General features: G+C 46.4%; 15 protein-coding genes. 13 read left to right on the top strand and 2 right to left on the bottom strand.

Translation table 11 applies throughout. The features are described 5' to 3' along the window. The first annotated feature begins 69 nt into the window (after positions 1–69). From parE to MKX30_RS02700, 5 genes are all read left to right on the top strand, one after another. Positions 70–2,049 carry a DNA topoisomerase IV subunit B gene (gene parE / locus MKX30_RS02720; protein WP_028540692.1) on the top strand — a complete coding sequence of 660 codons (1,980 nt, stop codon included), beginning with the start codon at positions 70–72 and terminating at the stop codon, positions 2,047–2,049. A gap of 22 nt (positions 2,050–2,071) precedes the next feature. Next, complete coding sequence (gene gyrA / locus MKX30_RS02715) at positions 2,072–4,534, top strand: DNA gyrase subunit A (RefSeq protein ID WP_013310616.1); 2,463 nt, start codon at positions 2,072–2,074, stop codon at positions 4,532–4,534. Between the two features lie 275 nt (positions 4,535–4,809). Then, positions 4,810–5,280 (top strand): MarR family winged helix-turn-helix transcriptional regulator, encoded by a 471-nt coding sequence (locus MKX30_RS02710; protein WP_013310615.1) that lies wholly within the window; start codon positions 4,810–4,812, stop codon positions 5,278–5,280. Between the two features lie 282 nt (positions 5,281–5,562). Then, positions 5,563–6,048: a MarR family winged helix-turn-helix transcriptional regulator gene (locus tag MKX30_RS02705; RefSeq protein ID WP_341062427.1), complete on the top strand. Its 486-nt coding sequence runs from the start codon at positions 5,563–5,565 to the stop codon at positions 6,046–6,048. Further along, a complete protein-coding gene (locus MKX30_RS02700) occupies positions 6,032–7,534 on the top strand; it encodes a DHA2 family efflux MFS transporter permease subunit (protein ID WP_028540693.1) in 1,503 nt (500 codons plus the stop codon). Before MKX30_RS02705 ends, MKX30_RS02700 begins: the two co-directional genes overlap by 17 nt. 136 nt (positions 7,535–7,670) lie before the next feature. Here MKX30_RS02700 and MKX30_RS02695 read toward each other — a convergent pair whose 3' ends face one another. Both MKX30_RS02695 and MKX30_RS02690 read right to left on the bottom strand, forming a co-directional pair. Beyond that, positions 7,671–8,417, bottom strand: a complete 747-nt coding sequence (locus tag MKX30_RS02695) for an RluA family pseudouridine synthase (RefSeq protein WP_023989069.1) — start codon at positions 8,415–8,417, stop codon at positions 7,671–7,673. Between the two features lie 9 nt (positions 8,418–8,426). After that, entirely contained in the window at positions 8,427–9,290 is an 864-nt protein-coding gene (locus tag MKX30_RS02690; protein WP_341062426.1) for a class I SAM-dependent methyltransferase, read from the bottom strand. A gap of 614 nt (positions 9,291–9,904) precedes the next feature. Here MKX30_RS02690 and MKX30_RS02680 point away from each other — a divergent pair. The 8 genes from MKX30_RS02680 (at position 9,905) to MKX30_RS02645 (ending at position 18,522) form a co-directional block, all read left to right on the top strand. Then, complete coding sequence (locus MKX30_RS02680; protein WP_034095047.1) at positions 9,905–10,363, top strand: flavodoxin; 459 nt, start codon at positions 9,905–9,907, stop codon at positions 10,361–10,363. Positions 10,364–10,383: 20 nt separating this feature from the next. Continuing rightward, positions 10,384–11,196: a hypothetical protein gene (locus MKX30_RS02675; protein ID WP_053325630.1), complete on the top strand. Its 813-nt coding sequence runs from the start codon at positions 10,384–10,386 to the stop codon at positions 11,194–11,196. Between the two features lie 357 nt (positions 11,197–11,553). Next, positions 11,554–12,207, top strand: a complete 654-nt coding sequence (locus MKX30_RS02670) for an HlyD family secretion protein (protein WP_023989065.1) — start codon at positions 11,554–11,556, stop codon at positions 12,205–12,207. A gap of 15 nt (positions 12,208–12,222) precedes the next feature. Next, positions 12,223–13,740 (top strand): DHA2 family efflux MFS transporter permease subunit, encoded by a 1,518-nt coding sequence (locus MKX30_RS02665; RefSeq protein WP_023989064.1) that lies wholly within the window; start codon positions 12,223–12,225, stop codon positions 13,738–13,740. A 68-nt stretch (positions 13,741–13,808) separates the two neighbouring features. Further along, positions 13,809–15,275 (top strand): efflux RND transporter periplasmic adaptor subunit, encoded by a 1,467-nt coding sequence (locus MKX30_RS02660; RefSeq protein WP_023989063.1) that lies wholly within the window; start codon positions 13,809–13,811, stop codon positions 15,273–15,275. A gap of 222 nt (positions 15,276–15,497) precedes the next feature. After that, a complete protein-coding gene (locus MKX30_RS02655; protein WP_341062425.1) occupies positions 15,498–16,340 on the top strand; it encodes an STM4015 family protein in 843 nt (280 codons plus the stop codon). Between the two features lie 66 nt (positions 16,341–16,406). After that, positions 16,407–17,747, top strand: a complete 1,341-nt coding sequence (locus MKX30_RS02650) for an STM4014 family protein (protein WP_341062424.1) — start codon at positions 16,407–16,409, stop codon at positions 17,745–17,747. Next, the gene (locus MKX30_RS02645; protein WP_341062423.1) at positions 17,740–18,522 is read left to right on the top strand and encodes an STM4013/SEN3800 family hydrolase; all 783 of its coding nucleotides are present in this window, start codon (positions 17,740–17,742) and stop codon (positions 18,520–18,522) included. Before MKX30_RS02650 ends, MKX30_RS02645 begins: the two co-directional genes overlap by 8 nt. Positions 18,523–18,556: the final 34 nt, after the last annotated feature.

Below are 18,556 nucleotides of genomic sequence, written 5' to 3'. Positions count from 1 at the left end.
TGCATTTTTGGTGAAAATCATCAAGAATAAGGCAAAACACGGTTACGATTAGACAAAGGGGGAGCATGAATGGTCGACAAAATCGACTTGTCTGCGGGAGTGTCCGGCACACAAAGCGGAGCTTCGGAATATGGCGCGGACGACATTCAAGTGCTCGAAGGGCTTGTGGCAGTTCGCAAACGGCCGGGCATGTACATCGGGAGCACCAGTTCTTCGGGGCTGCATCATTTGGTATGGGAAATTGTAGACAACGCGGTGGATGAACATCTCGCCAAGTTTTGCTCTCGCATTGATATTACAATGCATAAGGACGGTTCCGTTACAGTATCAGACAACGGGCGCGGTATTCCTACGGGAATGCACAAAACGGGAATTCCTACGCCTCAGGTTGTATTCACCATTTTGCACGCCGGAGGTAAGTTTGGCGGTTCGGGATATAAAAAATCCGGGGGTCTGCACGGTGTAGGTGCGTCTGTAACGAACGCTCTTTCGGAATGGCTTGAAGTAGAAATTTACCGGGACGGCAAGATTCACCGTCAGCGGTTTGAATATTGGCAGGACAAGAAGGGCGTGGAGCATGTCGGGGAACCGACCACAGGCCTTGAAGTGCTGGGCAATACTAACAAGACGGGCTCGAAAATTACATTTAAACCGGATATTCGTGTTTTTCAGGCAGGCATTCATTTTAACTACGATACGTTGGCTGAGCGCCTTCAGGAAATTGCTTTTCTAAATTCGGGCCTTCGTATTCAACTTAAAGACGAACGCAGCGGAAAGTCAGATGAGTATTTTTATGAGGGTGGCGCAAGTCAGTTTGTTGCTTTTCTGAATGAGGGCAAGGATGTGCTGCATGACGTTATTCACTTTAATGCCGAGAAAGAAGACATTGAAGTAGAGATTGCCATCCAGTACAATGCTGGTTATACAGAGACGATTGCTTCGTTCGTTAACTCCATTCCGACACGTGGAGGAGGTACGCATGAAACGGGATTCAAAACCGCTTACACTCGTGTCATGAACGACTATGCCCGGAAAACGGTGATGTTGAAAGAAAAGGATAAAAACTTGGAGGGCAACGATCTACGTGAGGGCATGATGGCTGTAATCAGTGTCAAGATGGCTGAGGTTGAATTTGTCGGCCAGACAAAGGATCAGCTGGGAAGCGCTTCGGCACGGAGTACAGTGGATGCCATCGTATCTGAGCAGATGCAGCGTTTTTTGGAAGAAAATCCGCAGATAGCACAAACTTTGATCAAGAAGGCAGTTCAAGCATCCAGAGCGCGTGAAGCTGCACGTAAAGCTCGGGATGAAATGCGTTCCGGCAAAAAACGCAGTGAAAGTTCCAATTTGAATGGTAAATTGTCGCCTGCGCAGTCCAAGGATTTTACACGTAATGAGTTGTTTATTGTGGAAGGCGATTCGGCTGGAGGATCAGCCAAGCAGGGACGGGATTCCAAAATTCAGGCCATATTGCCGCTAAAGGGCAAGCCGATGAATCCGGAAAAATCCAAACTGGCGGATATTATGAAGAATGATGAGTACCGTGCTATTACAGCAGCTATTGGTGCGGGAGTAGGAACAGAGTTTTCGCTGGAAGACAGCAATTATTCCAAAATCATCATTATGACCGATGCAGATACAGATGGTGCGCACATTCAAGTGCTGTTGTTGACGTTCTTTTATCGGTACATGAAAGAGCTTATTGATGCAGGACGCATATTTATTGCTCAACCGCCATTGTATAAAATAACTCGAAAGTCGGGTAAGCTCGAAACGGTGCGTTATGCTTGGACTGACGAGCAGCTTGATAATTATTTAAAAGAATTTGGACGAAATTTTGAGCTTCAGCGCTATAAAGGACTTGGGGAAATGAACCCTGATCAGTTATGGGAAACAACGATGAATCCCGATTCACGCACCTTGCTACGCGTTCAGATAGAGGATGCAGCCAAGGCTGAACGCAGGGTGTCCACTTTGATGGGTGATAAGGTGGATCCGCGCAAGCGCTGGATCGTGGAAAACGTAGATTTTACGGAATACGTAGAGTAGTGCTATCAAAAGAGGTGTATACATGAGCTTATCGGAGCAGTTTTTGCCAGCTTTTCTGGAGGAAGTGGTCGGTGACCGCTTTGGCCGATATTCCAAATATATTATTCAGGATCGGGCGATACCCGACGTACGGGACGGATTAAAACCCGTACAACGTCGTATTCTTTATGCAATGTACGATTCGGGCAATACGCCGGATAAAGCATATCGTAAATCGGCCAAAACCGTTGGGGACGTTATGGGTAATTACCACCCCCACGGTGACTCGTCGATATACGACGGCATGGTACGGATGGCGCAGCCTTGGAAAATGAGTCACGTGCTGGTGGACGGTCACGGTAACTGGGGCTCCCAGGATGATGATCCGGCGGCAGCTATGCGTTATACGGAGGCTCGCTTGTCTCCGATCGCAATGGAAATGCTGCGCGATATTGAAAAGCGTACGGTTTTGTTCAAGGACAATTTTGATAACTCGGCCAAAGAGCCCGTTGTGTTGCCGTCTCGTTATCCAAATTTGTTGGTGAACGGTTCCAGTGGGATCTCGGCGGGATTTGCGACAGAGATCCCTACACATAGTTTACGCGAAGTTATTGATGCCAGCATTGCGGTGATGGAAAAGCCAGAGATTGAGCTGGAAGAGATTATGACCTTTATCAAAGGTCCTGATTTCCCGACTGGCGGACTCATTATGGGTGGCGAAGGCATCAAGGACGCTTACCGCACGGGAAAAGGACGTATTTATATTCGTTCCAAAACGGAAATTCAGTCCTTGCGCGGAGGTAAGCAGCAGCTAGTCATTACCGAAATCCCATACCAGATCGTCAAATCAAGGCTCGTAACCGCCATGGAGAATATCCGTCTGGAGAAAAAGGTGGAAGGGATTGCCGAGGTTCGTGACGAAAGCGGACGAAATGGTTTGCGCATTGTTGTGGAGCTGAAGAAGGAAGCCGATGCGGAAGGGATTTTAGCTTATTTGCTGAAAAAAACCGACCTACAGGTGGCATATAACTTCAACATGGTAGCTATTGTGAACAAAGCGCCACATCAGCTTGGGCTAAAGTCCATTTTGGAAGCGTATATCGCCCATCAACGCGAAGTTGTCACTCACCGTATCCAGTATGAACTGGAAAAGGCAGAGGATCGTGCCCATGTGCTGGAAGGTTTGGTCAAGGCGCTGAACATTCTGGATGAGGTCATCGCAGCCATTAAAGCTTCCAAAAATCGCCAGGACGCGCAAAATAATTTGCAATGGATGTTTGGTTTTAGCGAACGTCAGGCAGATTCTATTTTGACTTTGCAGTTGTATCGTCTCACCAATCTGGAAATCACCACGCTTGAAAAAGAACTGGGTGACATCCAGAAAAAAATCGCACAATATCGTTCTATTCTGGAAAGTGATCGCAAGCTGATCAGCCTGATTCGCAAGGAACTGTTGGAAATTCGTGAAAAGTACGGCATTGACCGTCGTTCAGATATCCAGGGCGAGGTAGAAGAGATTAAGGTGAACCTGGAAGTCATGGTGGGAGCAGAGGATGTGCTGCTGACACTCTCAAAAGATGGCTATGTGAAACGTACAAGTATGTTGTCATTCACTCGTTCAGGCGGGGAACGTTCAAGTTCTGGTGTTAAAGAAGGGGATTACGTTACCCAATTGCTTGATGTGAATACGCTGGACATATTGCTCGTCTTCACCCAGCGCGGACAATACTTTTTATTACCTGTACATCAGGTGCCAGAGTATAAGTGGAAAGAGCCGGGCACTCCAATTGTCAACGTCATTCCGTTATCGAAGGAAGATCGTATCGTAAGTGTCATCCCGCTCAAAAACATCGAGGAAATTGGCAAAAGCCTGGTATTTGTAACAAAGAAGGGCCAAGTAAAGCGTACAGAATTGAAAGAATATGCTACAAAACGTTCCAGTGCCGTAGCCGCCTGCAAAGTAGCAGGGGACGATGAGGTGTTATCGGTAACGTTAAGCGAGGGTACCCGGGATATTATGCTGATTACCCGCGCGGGTATGAGTATACGCTTCAAGGAGCAAGAGGTTAATGCGATGGGGCGCGTCTCGGCTGGTGTCAAAGGTATACAGCTAGCCGAAGGCGATGAAATTATCGCGGCGTTGTGGGTAGAAGAGGATGAAGGAGAAGTGTTGGTGCTGACCGAGTCCGGTTATGGTAAGCGTACGCTTCTGCTGGATTATCCTACACAGGGAAGAGGCGGCAAAGGTATCACCACCTTTGAGTTCAAGGAAGGCAAACGAGTACGTTCGAATGGAACTCGAATCGTGGCTGCCTTCTATTGCCGTGAAGCTGTTCAATTATTTGCAATCACAGCAGAAGGACAAACGATGTCCTTCCTTTCGGAAAAGGCTCCTTTGACCGACCGAAAGGATACAGGCAAGCTGCTAGCTCCAGTGGAGAAGAAGGACGAAATTGTGAATGTGCTGCTGCGTAGTGAGCCGCAAGCTTCTCAGTCCATAGAATAATAGGAAAGTCAAGCGCTTTTTAGCTCGAAAAAGAGAGGTCCTCTCGTGCCATTCCGGCACGAATGAGGACCTTTTTGCCGTCATGCTGTCGAACCCTGACCAGCCTTCAAAACGGAGGTGAGACTTCCTTCCCCTTTTCATTTCGTGCTCCAAAAACGGCAGGAAACCGGGGCTGAATGGCGAAAATTTAATGTGATGAAATACAATCCGGACGGTGGCCCATACGGTAACTTTGATGCTTTTACTGACCCTGTTATTTAAAGGAGTGAGGCAAAATGCAAACGACCGAATTTGCGAAAATCTGGTCCAGAATGGCTAAGGATTATAAGGTTCATATGGAGCAGCAGCTGGCTCCATCACTAACGGAAGCTCAACTTACGGTGCTGGAGGTTTTGAACGAATACGGCCGTATGAAACCGTCTCAACTAATCCCATATCTCGCCACCACACCAGCCGCGGTTACGATGCTGCTGGATCGGATGGAGCGGAATCGACTGGTCACCCGTTTCAGAGACGTAAAGGACCGTAGAATTGTATGGATTGTCATTTCGGATCAAGGGAGAGAAGAAGTAGAGCGTGGATTGCGAATCCGGGATGATTTTCTGGGTTCTGCACTAAACCGAATTTCTCAGCACAATCAAAATTTGCTGGTTTATTTGTTGGGGAAAATTACAACGAAGGCGAAAACTTCAGTAATGACAAGTGAGGCTGAGGGAGTAAAGGAACCAATAGAGCGAGCAGAATAACTAGAATGGCGGCTACATGAAAAGTAGCTGTACGCAGCAGATTATCATTTTAAGGTAAGTAGGAGTGCGCGGATGTAAATACCTATCGTGGTATTCATACCGCGCTTTTTTGTGTTGAAGTATAGGTGATATTTGGGTGAATGTTGACATTTACATAAGAGATGATAAAATAATAGTTATGAATAAATAACATTTCGTATGCAAATAGTTTCTAGTATATGTATATGTATATGTATATGTATATGGATTGTCAATTGGATATTAGAAAGAAGGATGGTTCCAGTGAGTGATAAAGAGGAAGACAGACTTGAGGTGTACCGGATTATTCAATCGGTAAGGGAGGTTAACAAAACGATATTTTATTCCTTCTGGAATGAGGAGCAGCATTTGGATCTGACGGCCATTCAGCATATGGCTTTGGCAATTCTGAATAAACGCCCCAACATCGGATTATCCGAGCTGGCAGACATAGCGCATGTGGGAAGCAGCTCTATGAGTGGGGTAGTTGACCGCTTGACCAAGGCGGGATATATTGCTCGCGGACGGCATGAGCATGACCGTAGATCCTTAGTGCTGACGCTTACGCCGGAAGGAAAAGATATCATGCAAAAAGTAGACGCCATGTGGATGGAGCGCGTCTTGCCCATTCTGGACATCCCGAAGGAGCAGCTAGAGATGGTTCTGGATATCCATAAACAAATGATCATGAAATTAACACCGAAGGGAATGAATCAACTTGAGCAGTCCTCAAATGACACTACCAGGTAATGTACGCAGAGCACCCATTGTGGCCGCTCTGTTGATTGGCGCGATTGTAGCGATATTAAATCAGACGTTGATCAGTGTGGCTTTACCGAAAATGATGAGTGATTTGAATATAGATGCCAATATAGCTCAGTGGCTTAGTACGGGCTTTATGCTCGTGAATGGGGTATTGATCCCGGTGACCGCGTTCTTGATTGCCCGTTTCTCCACTCGTAAATTGTTTATTAGCGCGATGACTATTTTTTCAATAGGCACGCTGTTATGTGCTGTAGCTCCAAGCTTCAGCATATTGCTGATCGGTCGGCTTATTCAGGCCGCGGGAGCAGGTATCATGATGCCCTTAATGATGGTGGTTATCTTGAACATCTACCCAATAGAGCGTCGTGGCCGGGCGATGGGAACCTTGGGGATTGCGATGGGTTTTGCTCCAGCCATTGGGCCAACCTTATCCGGTTATATAGTACAGCATTATGACTGGCGGGTTTTGTTCTGGATCATCCTGCCGATTTCAGTGATTTCGATTGTGATCGGATTTATTTTTCTGAAAAATGTAACGGAGCAGTCCAAGCCAAAGCTGGACATTCCCGGCATCATTTTGTCTACGCTCGGTTTCGGTGGAATATTATACGGCTTTAGTGATGCAGGAACATCGGGTTGGGGAAGTATTCCGGTCCTGTCTACGCTTATCGTTGGGACTATTGCGCTTATTTTGTTTATTGTTCGCCAACTGAAGGCAGATGAGCCTATGCTGGAGTTCCGTATCTTTAAATACGATGTGTACAGCTTGACGACAATCATTAACGTGATTGTGACGATGGCTTTGTACGCCGGTATGATATTGCTTCCGATTTATTTGCAAAATATTCGGGGTTTTACACCGCTCCAGTCCGGTATGCTAATGTTACCGGGAGCGATTCTGATGGGGCTCATGTCTCCTGTAACGGGGGCAATTTTTGACCGAATCGGAGCACGCTGGTTGTCTGTAATTGGCTTGCTGATCATGGCTATAACGACTTGGGAATTTACACGGTTGACCGAAACAACCACCTATATGACACTGTTAATCAATTATACGGTGCGGATGTTCGGGATGTCGTTGCTGATGATGCCGATCCAAACAGCCGGGTTGAATCAGCTTCCGCAACGATTGAATGCACATGGTACGGCGATGAGTAACACGCTGCGTATGATTTCTGGCTCGATTGGGACGGCAATTCTGGTGACAGTGATGTCAACACAGAGCAGCAACCGTTTGACATCGATTGTTACATCTGAGGGACTGACCGTGACGGATAAAGCGGGGATGCTGGCTGCAGGCAACCAAGCTACAATTTATGGGATTAACTCGGCTTTTATCATTGCAACAGTGTTGAGTGTGGCCGCTCTGATTTTAGCGTTTTTCATCAAAAATACGAATGCACAAAACGCCCATCCCCGTCAACAGCTGGTAAACAGCAAGAAGGGACAGTCCGTGGCTTCCTCGTCATAAAAGGATGAGATGACGCATTAATTTAATTTTCTGCAAAAAAAGAACCTGCAATGCATGTTTGTTTACATGCGTTGCAGGTTCTTTGTGCAAATGGGGTTGAAGATGTTGATATCCAGATAGGGCAGGGCTTTCCGGTTCAAATTTCAGACGTAATCATGTTCTCATAAAGCGACCGGGGCCATTCATTCCATGGAAATTGGACTGGAGGTAACGAGTGAAATCTCATATCGTCCTTGCTAACTGGATGCGGTGCTCCAGCGAGTAAGGACCAGAGCGCGAGCTGTTGACCGGGCCGGCTCAGATTACCGCCATATTTTTGGTCACCGTAGAGGGGACAGCCGATCGCCTGCATTTGCACACGAATTTGGTGTGAGCGTCCGGTGTGCAACTTAATCTGCACGAGACTGAGTCCATCTGCTTGTCCGATCATGCGGTACTCCAAAATGGCTTCCTTCGCACCAGCCGTGCCAGGCCGAACCGCTTGAACCGTGTTGGTACGGCTATCCTTTAGCAGATAATGGGTTAGACGGCCCTGTGGGGCCGTAGGAACGCCATTCAGAACTGCTGTATACAGTTTGTGAAAATGACGACTTCGAACCGACTCAGACAGGCGAGAAGCAGCTTTGGACGTCTTAGCAAAAATCATGGCTCCACCTACAGGCCGATCCAGTCTGTGAACTAAACCCAAAAAAACGTTACCAGGCTTATTGTGTCTAATTTTTAGATCTTCCTTGAGTAAAGACAACAGATCAGGATCACCACTGGCATCCTCTTGCGTTGGAACATTGACAGGCTTTACAACCGCCAAAACATGATTGTCCTCATAGAGGACAGGAATATTCGGCTGTGCATGCTCATGCCGGGTAAGTTCATTTTGAGTCATAAGAGGAATTTAAGCCTCCCAGCGTCCGAGAATACCACAAGGCAAATTCAATCCCGAGCGTGTGATCGGCAATCCAATTTCACCAGCGCAAATTAGGCCGCCGTACTTTTGTTGCATGGTCATGCTCAGCATGTTGCGCAATACAGTAGGCGAAATACCTGTAGTATAAGAGTTAATCAGCATGAACAGCGGTTGATCTGAAATAATGCTCATGCAGGATTCGAGAAACGGGTATAAGCTTTCTTCAAGCTTCCAAGTTTCTCCGTTTGGTCCGCGTCCGTAAGAAGGAGGGTCCATAATAATGGCATCATAACGGTTGCCCCGACGTTGTTCTCGTTGCACGAACTTGAATACGTCGTCCGTAATGAAGCGTACCGGACGGTCAGCCAGACCGGACAATTGAACGTTTTCCTTTGCCCACTGCACCATGCCTTTGGCGGCATCCACGTGAACTACACTAGCTCCAGCATACGCAGCAGCAGTCGTGGCTCCTCCCGTGTATGCAAACAGGTTCAGTACGGAAATTGGTCTGCCTGCGCCTTTGATTTTATCCATCATCCAGCTCCAGTTCGCTGCTTGCTCTGGAAAAAGACCGGTATGCTTGAAGCTGGTCGGTTTAATGTGGAATTTAAGCGGTCCATAGCTAATTGTCCAGCGCTCGGGGATAGGTTTTTTCATATCCCAGTTGCCACCACCGGAGGAACTACGGTGGTAATGTCCATGAACATTACGCCATTCGGCTGTTTCCTGGGCCAAAGGCCATATGATTTGCGGATCGGGACGACGCAGGACAATATCACCCCAACGTTCCAGTTTTTCACCACCGCCTGTATCCATTACTTCATAGTCTTTCCATTCTTGTGCTACATACATGTACAATCCATCCTTCAGCAGTCAATTCAGGATTCAGGCAGCAAGCTGCACAGAAATCCCCATATGGAGTCTATTGTACAACAAACCTCAGCAACAATCGAATGATTACATAAATAAGTAAGTAGTCAAATGGTCCAAAATATTTTTTCTAGGATGCACTTGTAATTATAGCGCTTCCATATTAAAATGAAATCAATCCCACTTGTACGTACAACCATCCGTTTTTTATCATAATAATGAAAGACGGAATGGATTGTACGTACATAATATTTTTTATCAACACAGCTGAAGTTCCACTTAATTAAACACAAACTGCCTAAACTGCCTGTAGCCAGCGTTTTGTGGTAGACGAAGCCTTCGTTCGAAGCTTCTGCCGAAGCGTGGATTCATGTTGGCGGAACGCATTATAAGGTAATGACCTATGTTGTAACTAATAATTTGTTTATCCATAGAGTTTATCTGCCAACAGCCGCATGTAATGCGGCTGTTTTGCGTATATTTCCATAAGATTAAACCTAGTTTTTGAAATTAACATTTGACAATGAGAATCATTATCAAATATTATTTGAGTAACAGGGAGTGAAAGCATCCCATATTTCAAATAAAGGTGAGGGATGAACTTGGGTAAAATCATGATTGCTTATGCCAGTTTGACAGGTAATACAGAGGAAATCGCGGAATTGATCGCCGAGGGCGTCCGTCAGGCAGGGCACGAGGCGGAGTTGAAGGCTTCGTATGATTGCAGCGCGCAAGAACTGCTCGCATATGACGGGTTCCTACTGGGTGTATATACATGGGGAGATGGTGAGCTTCCTGATGAATTTTTGGATTTTTACGAGGAACTAGACGAGCTTGATTTGTCTGGTAAAAAGACCGCAGTATTTGGCAGTGGAGATACATCTTATACGCAATTCTGTGGCGCAGTGGACTTGGTAGAGGAAAAAGTCAAAGAACGCGGCGCATCGGTCATTCAGGAGAGTCTGAAGATTGAATTTAATCCATTGGATGATGATAAGGAGAATTGCCGAGCTTACGGAAGACAATTTGCACAGGCGGGTATTGGGGTGTCCTGAGAAGAGAGTGAGGGATAGGTATGCGCAATAGCGATGGCTTAAGCGCCTTTCCTCTTCTGCACGACTATCAGCTTGAGGAGATGTGGAGAACTCCACAGCCAATTCGTCAATCACAGAGGAAAAGAGGGCGTGAGGGTTGGAATTGGCGGCAACGGGTTCAATATGCAATAGGGCATGCGCTGAACGAATACTTTGGAATGGAAGTAGAGGTGCGGCGGGAAGTCCCTGTCCAGTATGTGCTGGAGAAATGGTGGCCCAAGCAGTCAGACAGCTTTGAATCTTTGTTCCATTATTGGGATGTCAAAAATAAAGTGTCAGGTGAGTTGTCAAAAATTTGTGGCTTAAATAATGACTTGCTGGTACCTGTAATGCTGTATGAACAATTTTGTACGTCTGTGCCTGAGTTAGAGGTCAATATTTCGCTTATTGTTCAGGCTGCTTGGCAACTATCAGCAGAAGCAGATTCCCTGCTCATTCAAAAGTACATCGTTGACTATAACCCTAACGTTATTAGTACGTTCCAACATATGACAAATGTATTTTGTTATTATGCATTTGGAGCTCTTCCTCAGCTTATTGAGGTATATTGTCTGCTAGAAGGCAAGAAGGTCCGTTTCATTCCGGGACCTTCTTCTTTACAGCAATCTCTGGATTACGTGCTGCTATTACGGGATTCCAAAGAGTATGTACATGGGACAACAGAACGCTGCCGTTGCGGGGGTTGCATGGAAAAGCAAGCTTCTCAAGGGAATAGAATGAATAGGAACACGAAGGAAGGGCAGGGGGCGAAAAACTGCAAACAACGGTCAGCTGTACCTACGCCTTTCTCATAACGTTACTGTGTAACCCTTTAATTGTAAACTATCCCTTTTCGTGAAAGAGCCTTGGAAACAAGGCTCTTTTTTATGAAAAAAAATTATGAAAAAACTGAAAATTTATGTTGCCTGAATAGATAAATATATCTATAATATTTCAATGTACAATAGTTATATGAAAATATTTAAATATAAAAAGACGGTTTGTGGATCATGGATCAGATTGTCCTATGTACATAAAGTTAGTCCTGTCTTTTGCATGGAATGTTGCCATGTGTTTATTTACGTTCTCTATTTGGTTTAATGGCCTAATATTTCAATTTTAAAATATTAGCGTTGAATAATAAAATTTTTTGGACAACAGGGGTGGAAGAAGTGAGTAAGAAAACTGTATTGCCAATCCTCATTGTACTGCTCATTCTGAGCGGTGGAGCTATTGGCTACTATTATTGGTATCAGGCAACACACTTTGTTAAAAGTGACGATGCGCGCATTCAAGCCGATCAATATAAGGTAATGCCGCAAATCTCCGGAGAAATTAGCCACATTGATGTGGAAGAAGGAGATGTTGTTCAGCGTAACGAACCGATTGCCGAGCAGGATGTATCGGGGCTGGATGCGAGTATGATCAGCAAGTCCGTACTGCGCGCGCCGATCAACGGAACCGTTATTAAGATTTATTCGAAAGAGCATGAAATCGGATCGCCGGGTAGTGCTGTTGCAACTATGGTGGATATGAACAGCTTGTACGTATCCACGAACATTGAAGAAACCGATATTAACCGTATTAAACCAGGACAGCTTGTTGATATTACGCTTGATGCAGCAGGTGACCAGGTGATTCAGGGTAAAGTTCGTAAAGTGGGCGAAGCCTCCAACGCCGTGTTCTCACTCGTTCCTGCAGTGAACACAAGTGGTAACTTTAACAAGGTGACTCAGCGTGTGCCTGTAGAGATTGCTGTGAACAAGCCGAAGGATATGAAGCTTATCCCTGGAACGAACGTGGAAGTAAAAATTCATACACCTTAAAAAGGAGGGGTCCATGTGGCTGCCAATGATATTGCTGCTGCTCCTTCGACAGATTCTTCCAAAGAACGCTGGCTTGCCTTTTTCGCTATCGTTTTAGGCGCCTTTGTCGCCATTCTGAACAACAGTCTGATCAATGTCGCCATTCCTAGATTGACGACGGATTTAGGATCTACGACGACACGTATTCAGTGGGTTATTACAGGTTACACGCTTGCATCTGGTGTAATTGTACCGATTACCGGATATATGGAGCAGCGCCTCGGATACAAAAAGTTTTTGATTCTTGCGCTCAGCGTGTTTTCGCTGGGAACGGGAATATGTATTTTTGCATGGAGTGATTCTTCCCTGATCGCAGCACGGGTGCTGGCTGGTCTGGGCGGTGGTGTTATTATGCCGCTGAGTATGACGATTATTTACAAAATTATGCCGCGTGAACAAATCGGTATGTCCCTTGGTATATGGGGGATCGCCGCAATGGCAGCGCCGGCTGTAGGGCCTACGCTCAGCGGATATTTAATTGAGTGGTTTAACTGGCGGTTCTTGTTTATTGTCAGTGTGCCAGTTGCTTTATTTGCAATTTTAATGGTTATTCTTCTAATCAAAGAACCGCCTAAAGTAGAGCCGAAGCCGTTTGATCTACCGGGCTTTTTGCTGGCCGCAACTTGTGCCGGAACACTTTTGTACGCACTGACAAACGGACAGCGTGATGGCTGGACTTCTTTTGGAATTGTATCCTTGCTGTTTGTTGCTTTCTGGGCACTTGTTTTTCTGATCTATGTAGAAAGCGGGAAGGATAATGCGGTAATTGAAATCTCATTATTCAAGAATTCAAAATATACGATTAGTGTTATTGCTTCCAGTCTGGTCATGATGGGGATGTACGGAGGAACGTTCCTAACACCGTTGTTTTTGCAAAATATCCAGCGTGTGTCACCGATTGATACCGGTATTATCCTCATTCCACAGGCCATTGCCATGGCGGCTATGATGCCTATTGCCGGGAAGCTGTTCGATAAGTTCGGCATTGTGCCTTTGGGACTTGTGGGCCTGACGCTAACCAGCTTTATGACCTATCATCTTCACCAGCTTACGCCAGATACTTCGCATGCCTGGTTGGAAACCGTAATGGCATTACGGGGTCTGGGAATTGGTATTTGCATGATGCCATTGTCCACGGTCGGCATGAATGCCGTTCATCCGAGCAAGGTAGCCAATGCGTCTACAGCGTCCAATCTGGTACGTACTGTGGCTGCATCTATGGCGATTGCGGTGCTAACCGCCATTATGCAAAGCCGTTCGGCTGCTCATGCCCAGCAAATTTCGGAGTCCATTACACCAGACTCGGCTCATACGCTACAAGCGACATTGGGCAGCTCATGGATGTCATCCATAAGTAGTTTAATCACACTGGATGCTACATCAAGAGGAATTGGGGATACGTTCCTCATTTCATCCATACCGCTGTTTTGCACGATTCCACTAATCTTTTTGTTTATTCAGAGGAAGAAAGCAAAGACACAGCCGGAAGCATAACCAAAGAACTATAAAATACGACTGGATGGCTTACATTATTTCCACGGACAGAAAGAAAGGGAATTATCATGAAAATATTGAGAGTAGAAAGTACATTAGCGGCTTTAGTGCTCGGCGGCGCAGTGCTGGCAGGCTGCTCCAGTAATAGCGGGGCGGCTCAGGATATGGTCGTTCCGGTTAAAATCAGCCAAGCACAGCAGGGAATTATCGGACAGGGAAATATTTATACAGGAACCGTAACACCTTCGGAGACGGTGAACATCGTGCCTAAAGTGGGCGGCAAAGTGGTTGAACTGCCTGTGGATATTGGCACCGAGGTTAAAAAGGGTCAAGTACTGTTCAAGCTTGATGATAAGGACATGCGGAATAATGTTGCGAAAGCCCGCGCCGCAGCAGCTGCGGCAGCAGCCGGAGTAAGCACCGCTCAAGCATCCCACGAATCTACGATGGTTCAAGCAAACTCGGGCTTAGTGCAGTCCAAGAGCGGCGTGATTCAATCCCAAAGCGCAATCAATCAGGCACAGGGGGCTATTAATCAAGCCACTACAGCCGTAGAACAAGCAACACATGGTGTCTCCTCGGCAGCCAATACGGTGAAACAAACGCAGCAAGCTTTGGCAGATGCACAGAAAAATGTAACACGCACACAAAGTCTATTTGATGCAGGTGCGAGTACCCAAGCACAATTAGAACAAGCCAAAACAGCAGTTGTGAATGCGGAAGCGGCTTACAATAATGCACAAAATGCTCAGGCTAATGCGCAAGATCAGTTGGTAGCTGCGCAGAAGGCCCTAACTACAGCTCGCAACAGCTATGATTCAGCAAAAAATAGCTATAGTAATGCCAATAGCGGTTACAGTAATGCGCAAAATCAGCTCAAAGTATCTCAAAATACTGCGGTTATCGAGTCCAGCCAACAATCTTTTAAGCAGGCTCAGCTGAATGTGAACATTGCTCAGGATGCATTGGATGACACCGTTGTTACATCACCGATCAATGGTATTGTGGGTACGAAAAATGCAGAAGTGGGCGAAATGGTATCCGCTCAGTCTCCTGCACTGGTCATCGCTAATCTGAGTACAGTCAATACTTTGATCTATGTTCCAGCGGAACAGATCAACAATGTAAAAGCAGGTGACAAGGTACAGGTTCGTGTTGCAGCTTCCAACATTGTAACAACAGGTACAGTTAAAAATGTAAGCCCGTTGGATGCAAGTGGAAAAGGCTATCCTGTAAAAATCTCAGTAGCGAATCCAGACACGAAACTGAAATCCGGTATGTTGGCTGATATCAGCTTTGTCGCTGCCAATGCACAAGAAGGCATTGTAGTTCCTACTGCGGCAGTTCAAAAGGATCAAGGTAAAGAATATGTATATGTTGTAAACGGAGACCATGCGAAACGCAAGGAAGTGAAGACTGTTCAGACGGCAGGTTCCCAAACACTCGTTACCAGTGGTTTGAGCAATGAGGAGAATGTGATCGTGAATAATCTGGCATTGCTGTCCGATAACTCACCGATTACAATTAGCCAATAATTTGGCTCTAAACTCACGTACTATATAATAGTAGAAGTTTATTGTGAATATGCAAGACAGCCTGCTTAGCGGGCTGTCTTGTTTTTATTTCATTGAGCACATTTTACATAGGATTGATGTCGAAGCGGGACTATTTTTGACGAACATTGGTAGAATAGGATAGACTAAATTGGAAATAGATAGTTTACGAGATCTCAGACAAGCGATCGGAGGAATTGTAAGATGGAAGTGAAATTGGTAGTGGATTATGAAGCTTATGAGAATGGCCAAACGATGGCTAAATCTATTGAGGAACTGGCAGCCAAGCCGGAGAGCGCGCAAATTACTGATCTCATCATTGGAGATTGGGGCGGCGCCTATGAAAGTTCACCAGAGGATTTTATCCCAGTGTTAGTGAAGCTCAAAGATCAATTCCCTAAGATACGCAAACTGTTTATTGGTGATATGGAATATGATGAGTGTGAGGTTTCATGGATTAACCAGACGAATCTGTCCCCGTTGTTAGAAGCGTTTCCAGCATTGGAGTCCTTTCATATCAAAGGAAGCCAGGACCTGAGCTTGGAGCCGCTTCGTCATAGCCATCTTCAGGAATTGGTTATTATCTGTGGTGGCCTGCCTGTGAGGGTTCTTCAGCAAATATGTAATGCGGAACTGCCTGAACTACGCAAGCTGGAACTGTATTTGGGTGTCGAGGACTATGGTTTTGACGGTAACCTCAATGATATTTTGCCGTTCTTGGACAGCAATCCTTTTCCCAAACTTACATACTTGGGACTCAAAGATAGTGAAATACAGGATGAAATTGCAATTGCAGCAGCTAATGCCACTGTGATTGGACAGCTGGAAGTGCTGGATCTCTCACAAGGTACGTTGTCTGATAAAGGTGCAGAAGCGCTGCTGGCTAGTGAAAGTATAAAAGGGCTGAAGCATCTGGATTTGAGCTATCATTATATGTCTAGTGAAATGATGCAACGTTGGAAAAGCTCGGGTCTATCTGTGAACGTGGAAGATCAACAAGAAGCGGATGAGGAAGATGATTGGCGCTATCCATCACTGACTGAGTAATTTGTTAAATGGATTTCTAAAACGGACTGTTTTCAAAATTAAAATGATCTAAAGTGAGGCGGCTCTATGGTTAGGATGTCAGACTGTAATGTCAGCGAGCCGTTTATCTTGTTCGGTAATCCGGGGAATCGTCGAACTACCGGGCTGCAGGAGGCGCGAAGCAGATTAAAGCTTCCGCCCGCTCTGGAGGTTTCCTATAAGAATGTGCTGGAAGCTATTCGGCAGAAACAAGGTCTGAGCGAGCTGATGTTGCGAATAGCTGCACGAGCTACGCAGGATAGCGTGAATGGCAGTTCTTTTGTGCAAGAGAGCATTGATCAGTTACTGGCGGGGCAGATGGACAGTGGTCCGCTGCTTCGTCTGGATGCACCGGGCGAAAACTTTGAGGTAGAGCGTGAGTTGATTGCTCTGGGCGCCTCGGATGTTGAGGGAGACGATTCTCTGTTGCCATGGCCCGAATGGACACAAGGCACAGGTATAGCGGCGGCAGAAGCGCGACGTCTGCAGGAGCAGCACGGTCGTATTTGGCACCCGGCACAATGGTTCCGGGGCTATTGCCGTCTGCTGGCCTGGCTGCGGGATGAAGTGCCTCTGCTCTGGCCCTCGTCACACTGGATGAATGATCCGGCGGAAGTGGCCGTAATGTTCGACAAACGGCGTTGTAGCACCGATTTAGGCAAGGCAGACATAAGGGTCCCGCCAGTACTTGCATCTTCAGGTGGTGCATTTCGTGATGTTGATGATCTGCACACGGCAATGAAGGAGAGCGGGTTTCACCGCGTATTTGTGAAAATATTTTGTGGGTCCGGTGCTTCTGGTGTCATGGCCTATCAGGTACATCCCCATACACACGTGGAACTGGCGGTGACCACGATTGGAACGGAAATCATACACGGACAGCGCGTGTATTATAATGCCGGACGATTACGTCGTTATACGAATAAGCAGGACATTCATGCTATCCTTAACTGGCTATGCCTGGAAGGGGTACATGTGGAGCGCTGGATTCCCAAAGCGACCCTGAACGGGCGTGTTTATGATGTGCGTCAACTCGTGTGCGGATCAGAAGCTTGCCATGCGGTTTTGCGTTTGAGCCACAGCCCCATTACCAATTTGCATTTGCGTAATGAGCGGCTCTCGCTGAAGGAAGCCGGATTACCACAGAGTACGGTGGAATCGGTCCAGCTTACTGCGAAAGCTGCTATGAGTGTTTTTCCGGCGTCCATGGTCGCTGGGCTGGATGTGCTTGTTCCGGCTCATGGGGGTCGTCCCTATGTGTTGGATGTTAATCCGTTCGGTGATTTGCTATACCGGGTTGAACATCAGGGTTGGAATCCGTATGAATGGGAAATGCAGCACCTCGCTAATAGGAGCGTGGTTAGGGAAAGGAAAGACAGATATGACTGATATGAACCAAATTGTCGGCTCTCATGATATTGTCATGATTACGCTGGATACCCTGCGTTATGATGTAGCAAAGCTGGAGGAAGAGAACTGTCCGAATTTGTGTGGCTCCGGGTCGTGGGAAAAGCGCCATACACCGGGGAGCTTTACCTATGCTGCACATCATGCTTTTTTTGGCGGATTTTTGCCGACTCCAGCGAATACGGATAAGACTTCACATATCCGGCTGTTTCACACAAAGGATACGGGGCTGCGTACGCATCCACATACCTGGCTGTTCGATGCCCCGAATTTTGTGTCCGGGCTAGAGGGTGAAGGTTATCGGACCATCTGTATCGGCGGCGTTATTTTTTTCACGAAGAAAAATAAGCTTGCCAAGGTGCTGCCTGGATATTTTCAAGAAAGCTACTGGCGTATGAACTTTGGCGTTACCAACCCCCGTTCGACGGAGAATCAGGTGAATCATGCTCTGAAACTGTTGGGGAATACAGACCCGTCGCAGCGCTTGTTTTTGTTTCTGAATGTATCAGCGATTCATGGGCCTAATCATTATTTTGTGAAAGGCGCAGCTAAAGATTCAGTGGAGTCTCAACGGGCAGCCTTACGGTATGTGGATGGTGAACTTGGACGTTTGTTTGATGCCTTACGAAATCGGGGCAAAACGTTTTGTATGGTTTTTTCCGATCATGGTACAGCTTATGGGGAAGACGGCTATGAAGGACATCGTCTGGCGCATGAGGTAGTCTGGAATGTGCCTTACCGCGAATTTATATTATAGAGCAAATAGAAATATAGATTGTACTGGTAAAATA

The sequence above is a fragment of the Paenibacillus sp. FSL P2-0173 genome, from assembly GCF_038008045.1.
Lineage (GTDB): Bacteria > Bacillota > Bacilli > Paenibacillales > Paenibacillaceae > Paenibacillus > Paenibacillus polymyxa_B.
The sequence above is the reverse complement of the archived record's forward strand: the minus strand, read 5'-3'. Positions and strand labels throughout refer to the sequence as shown.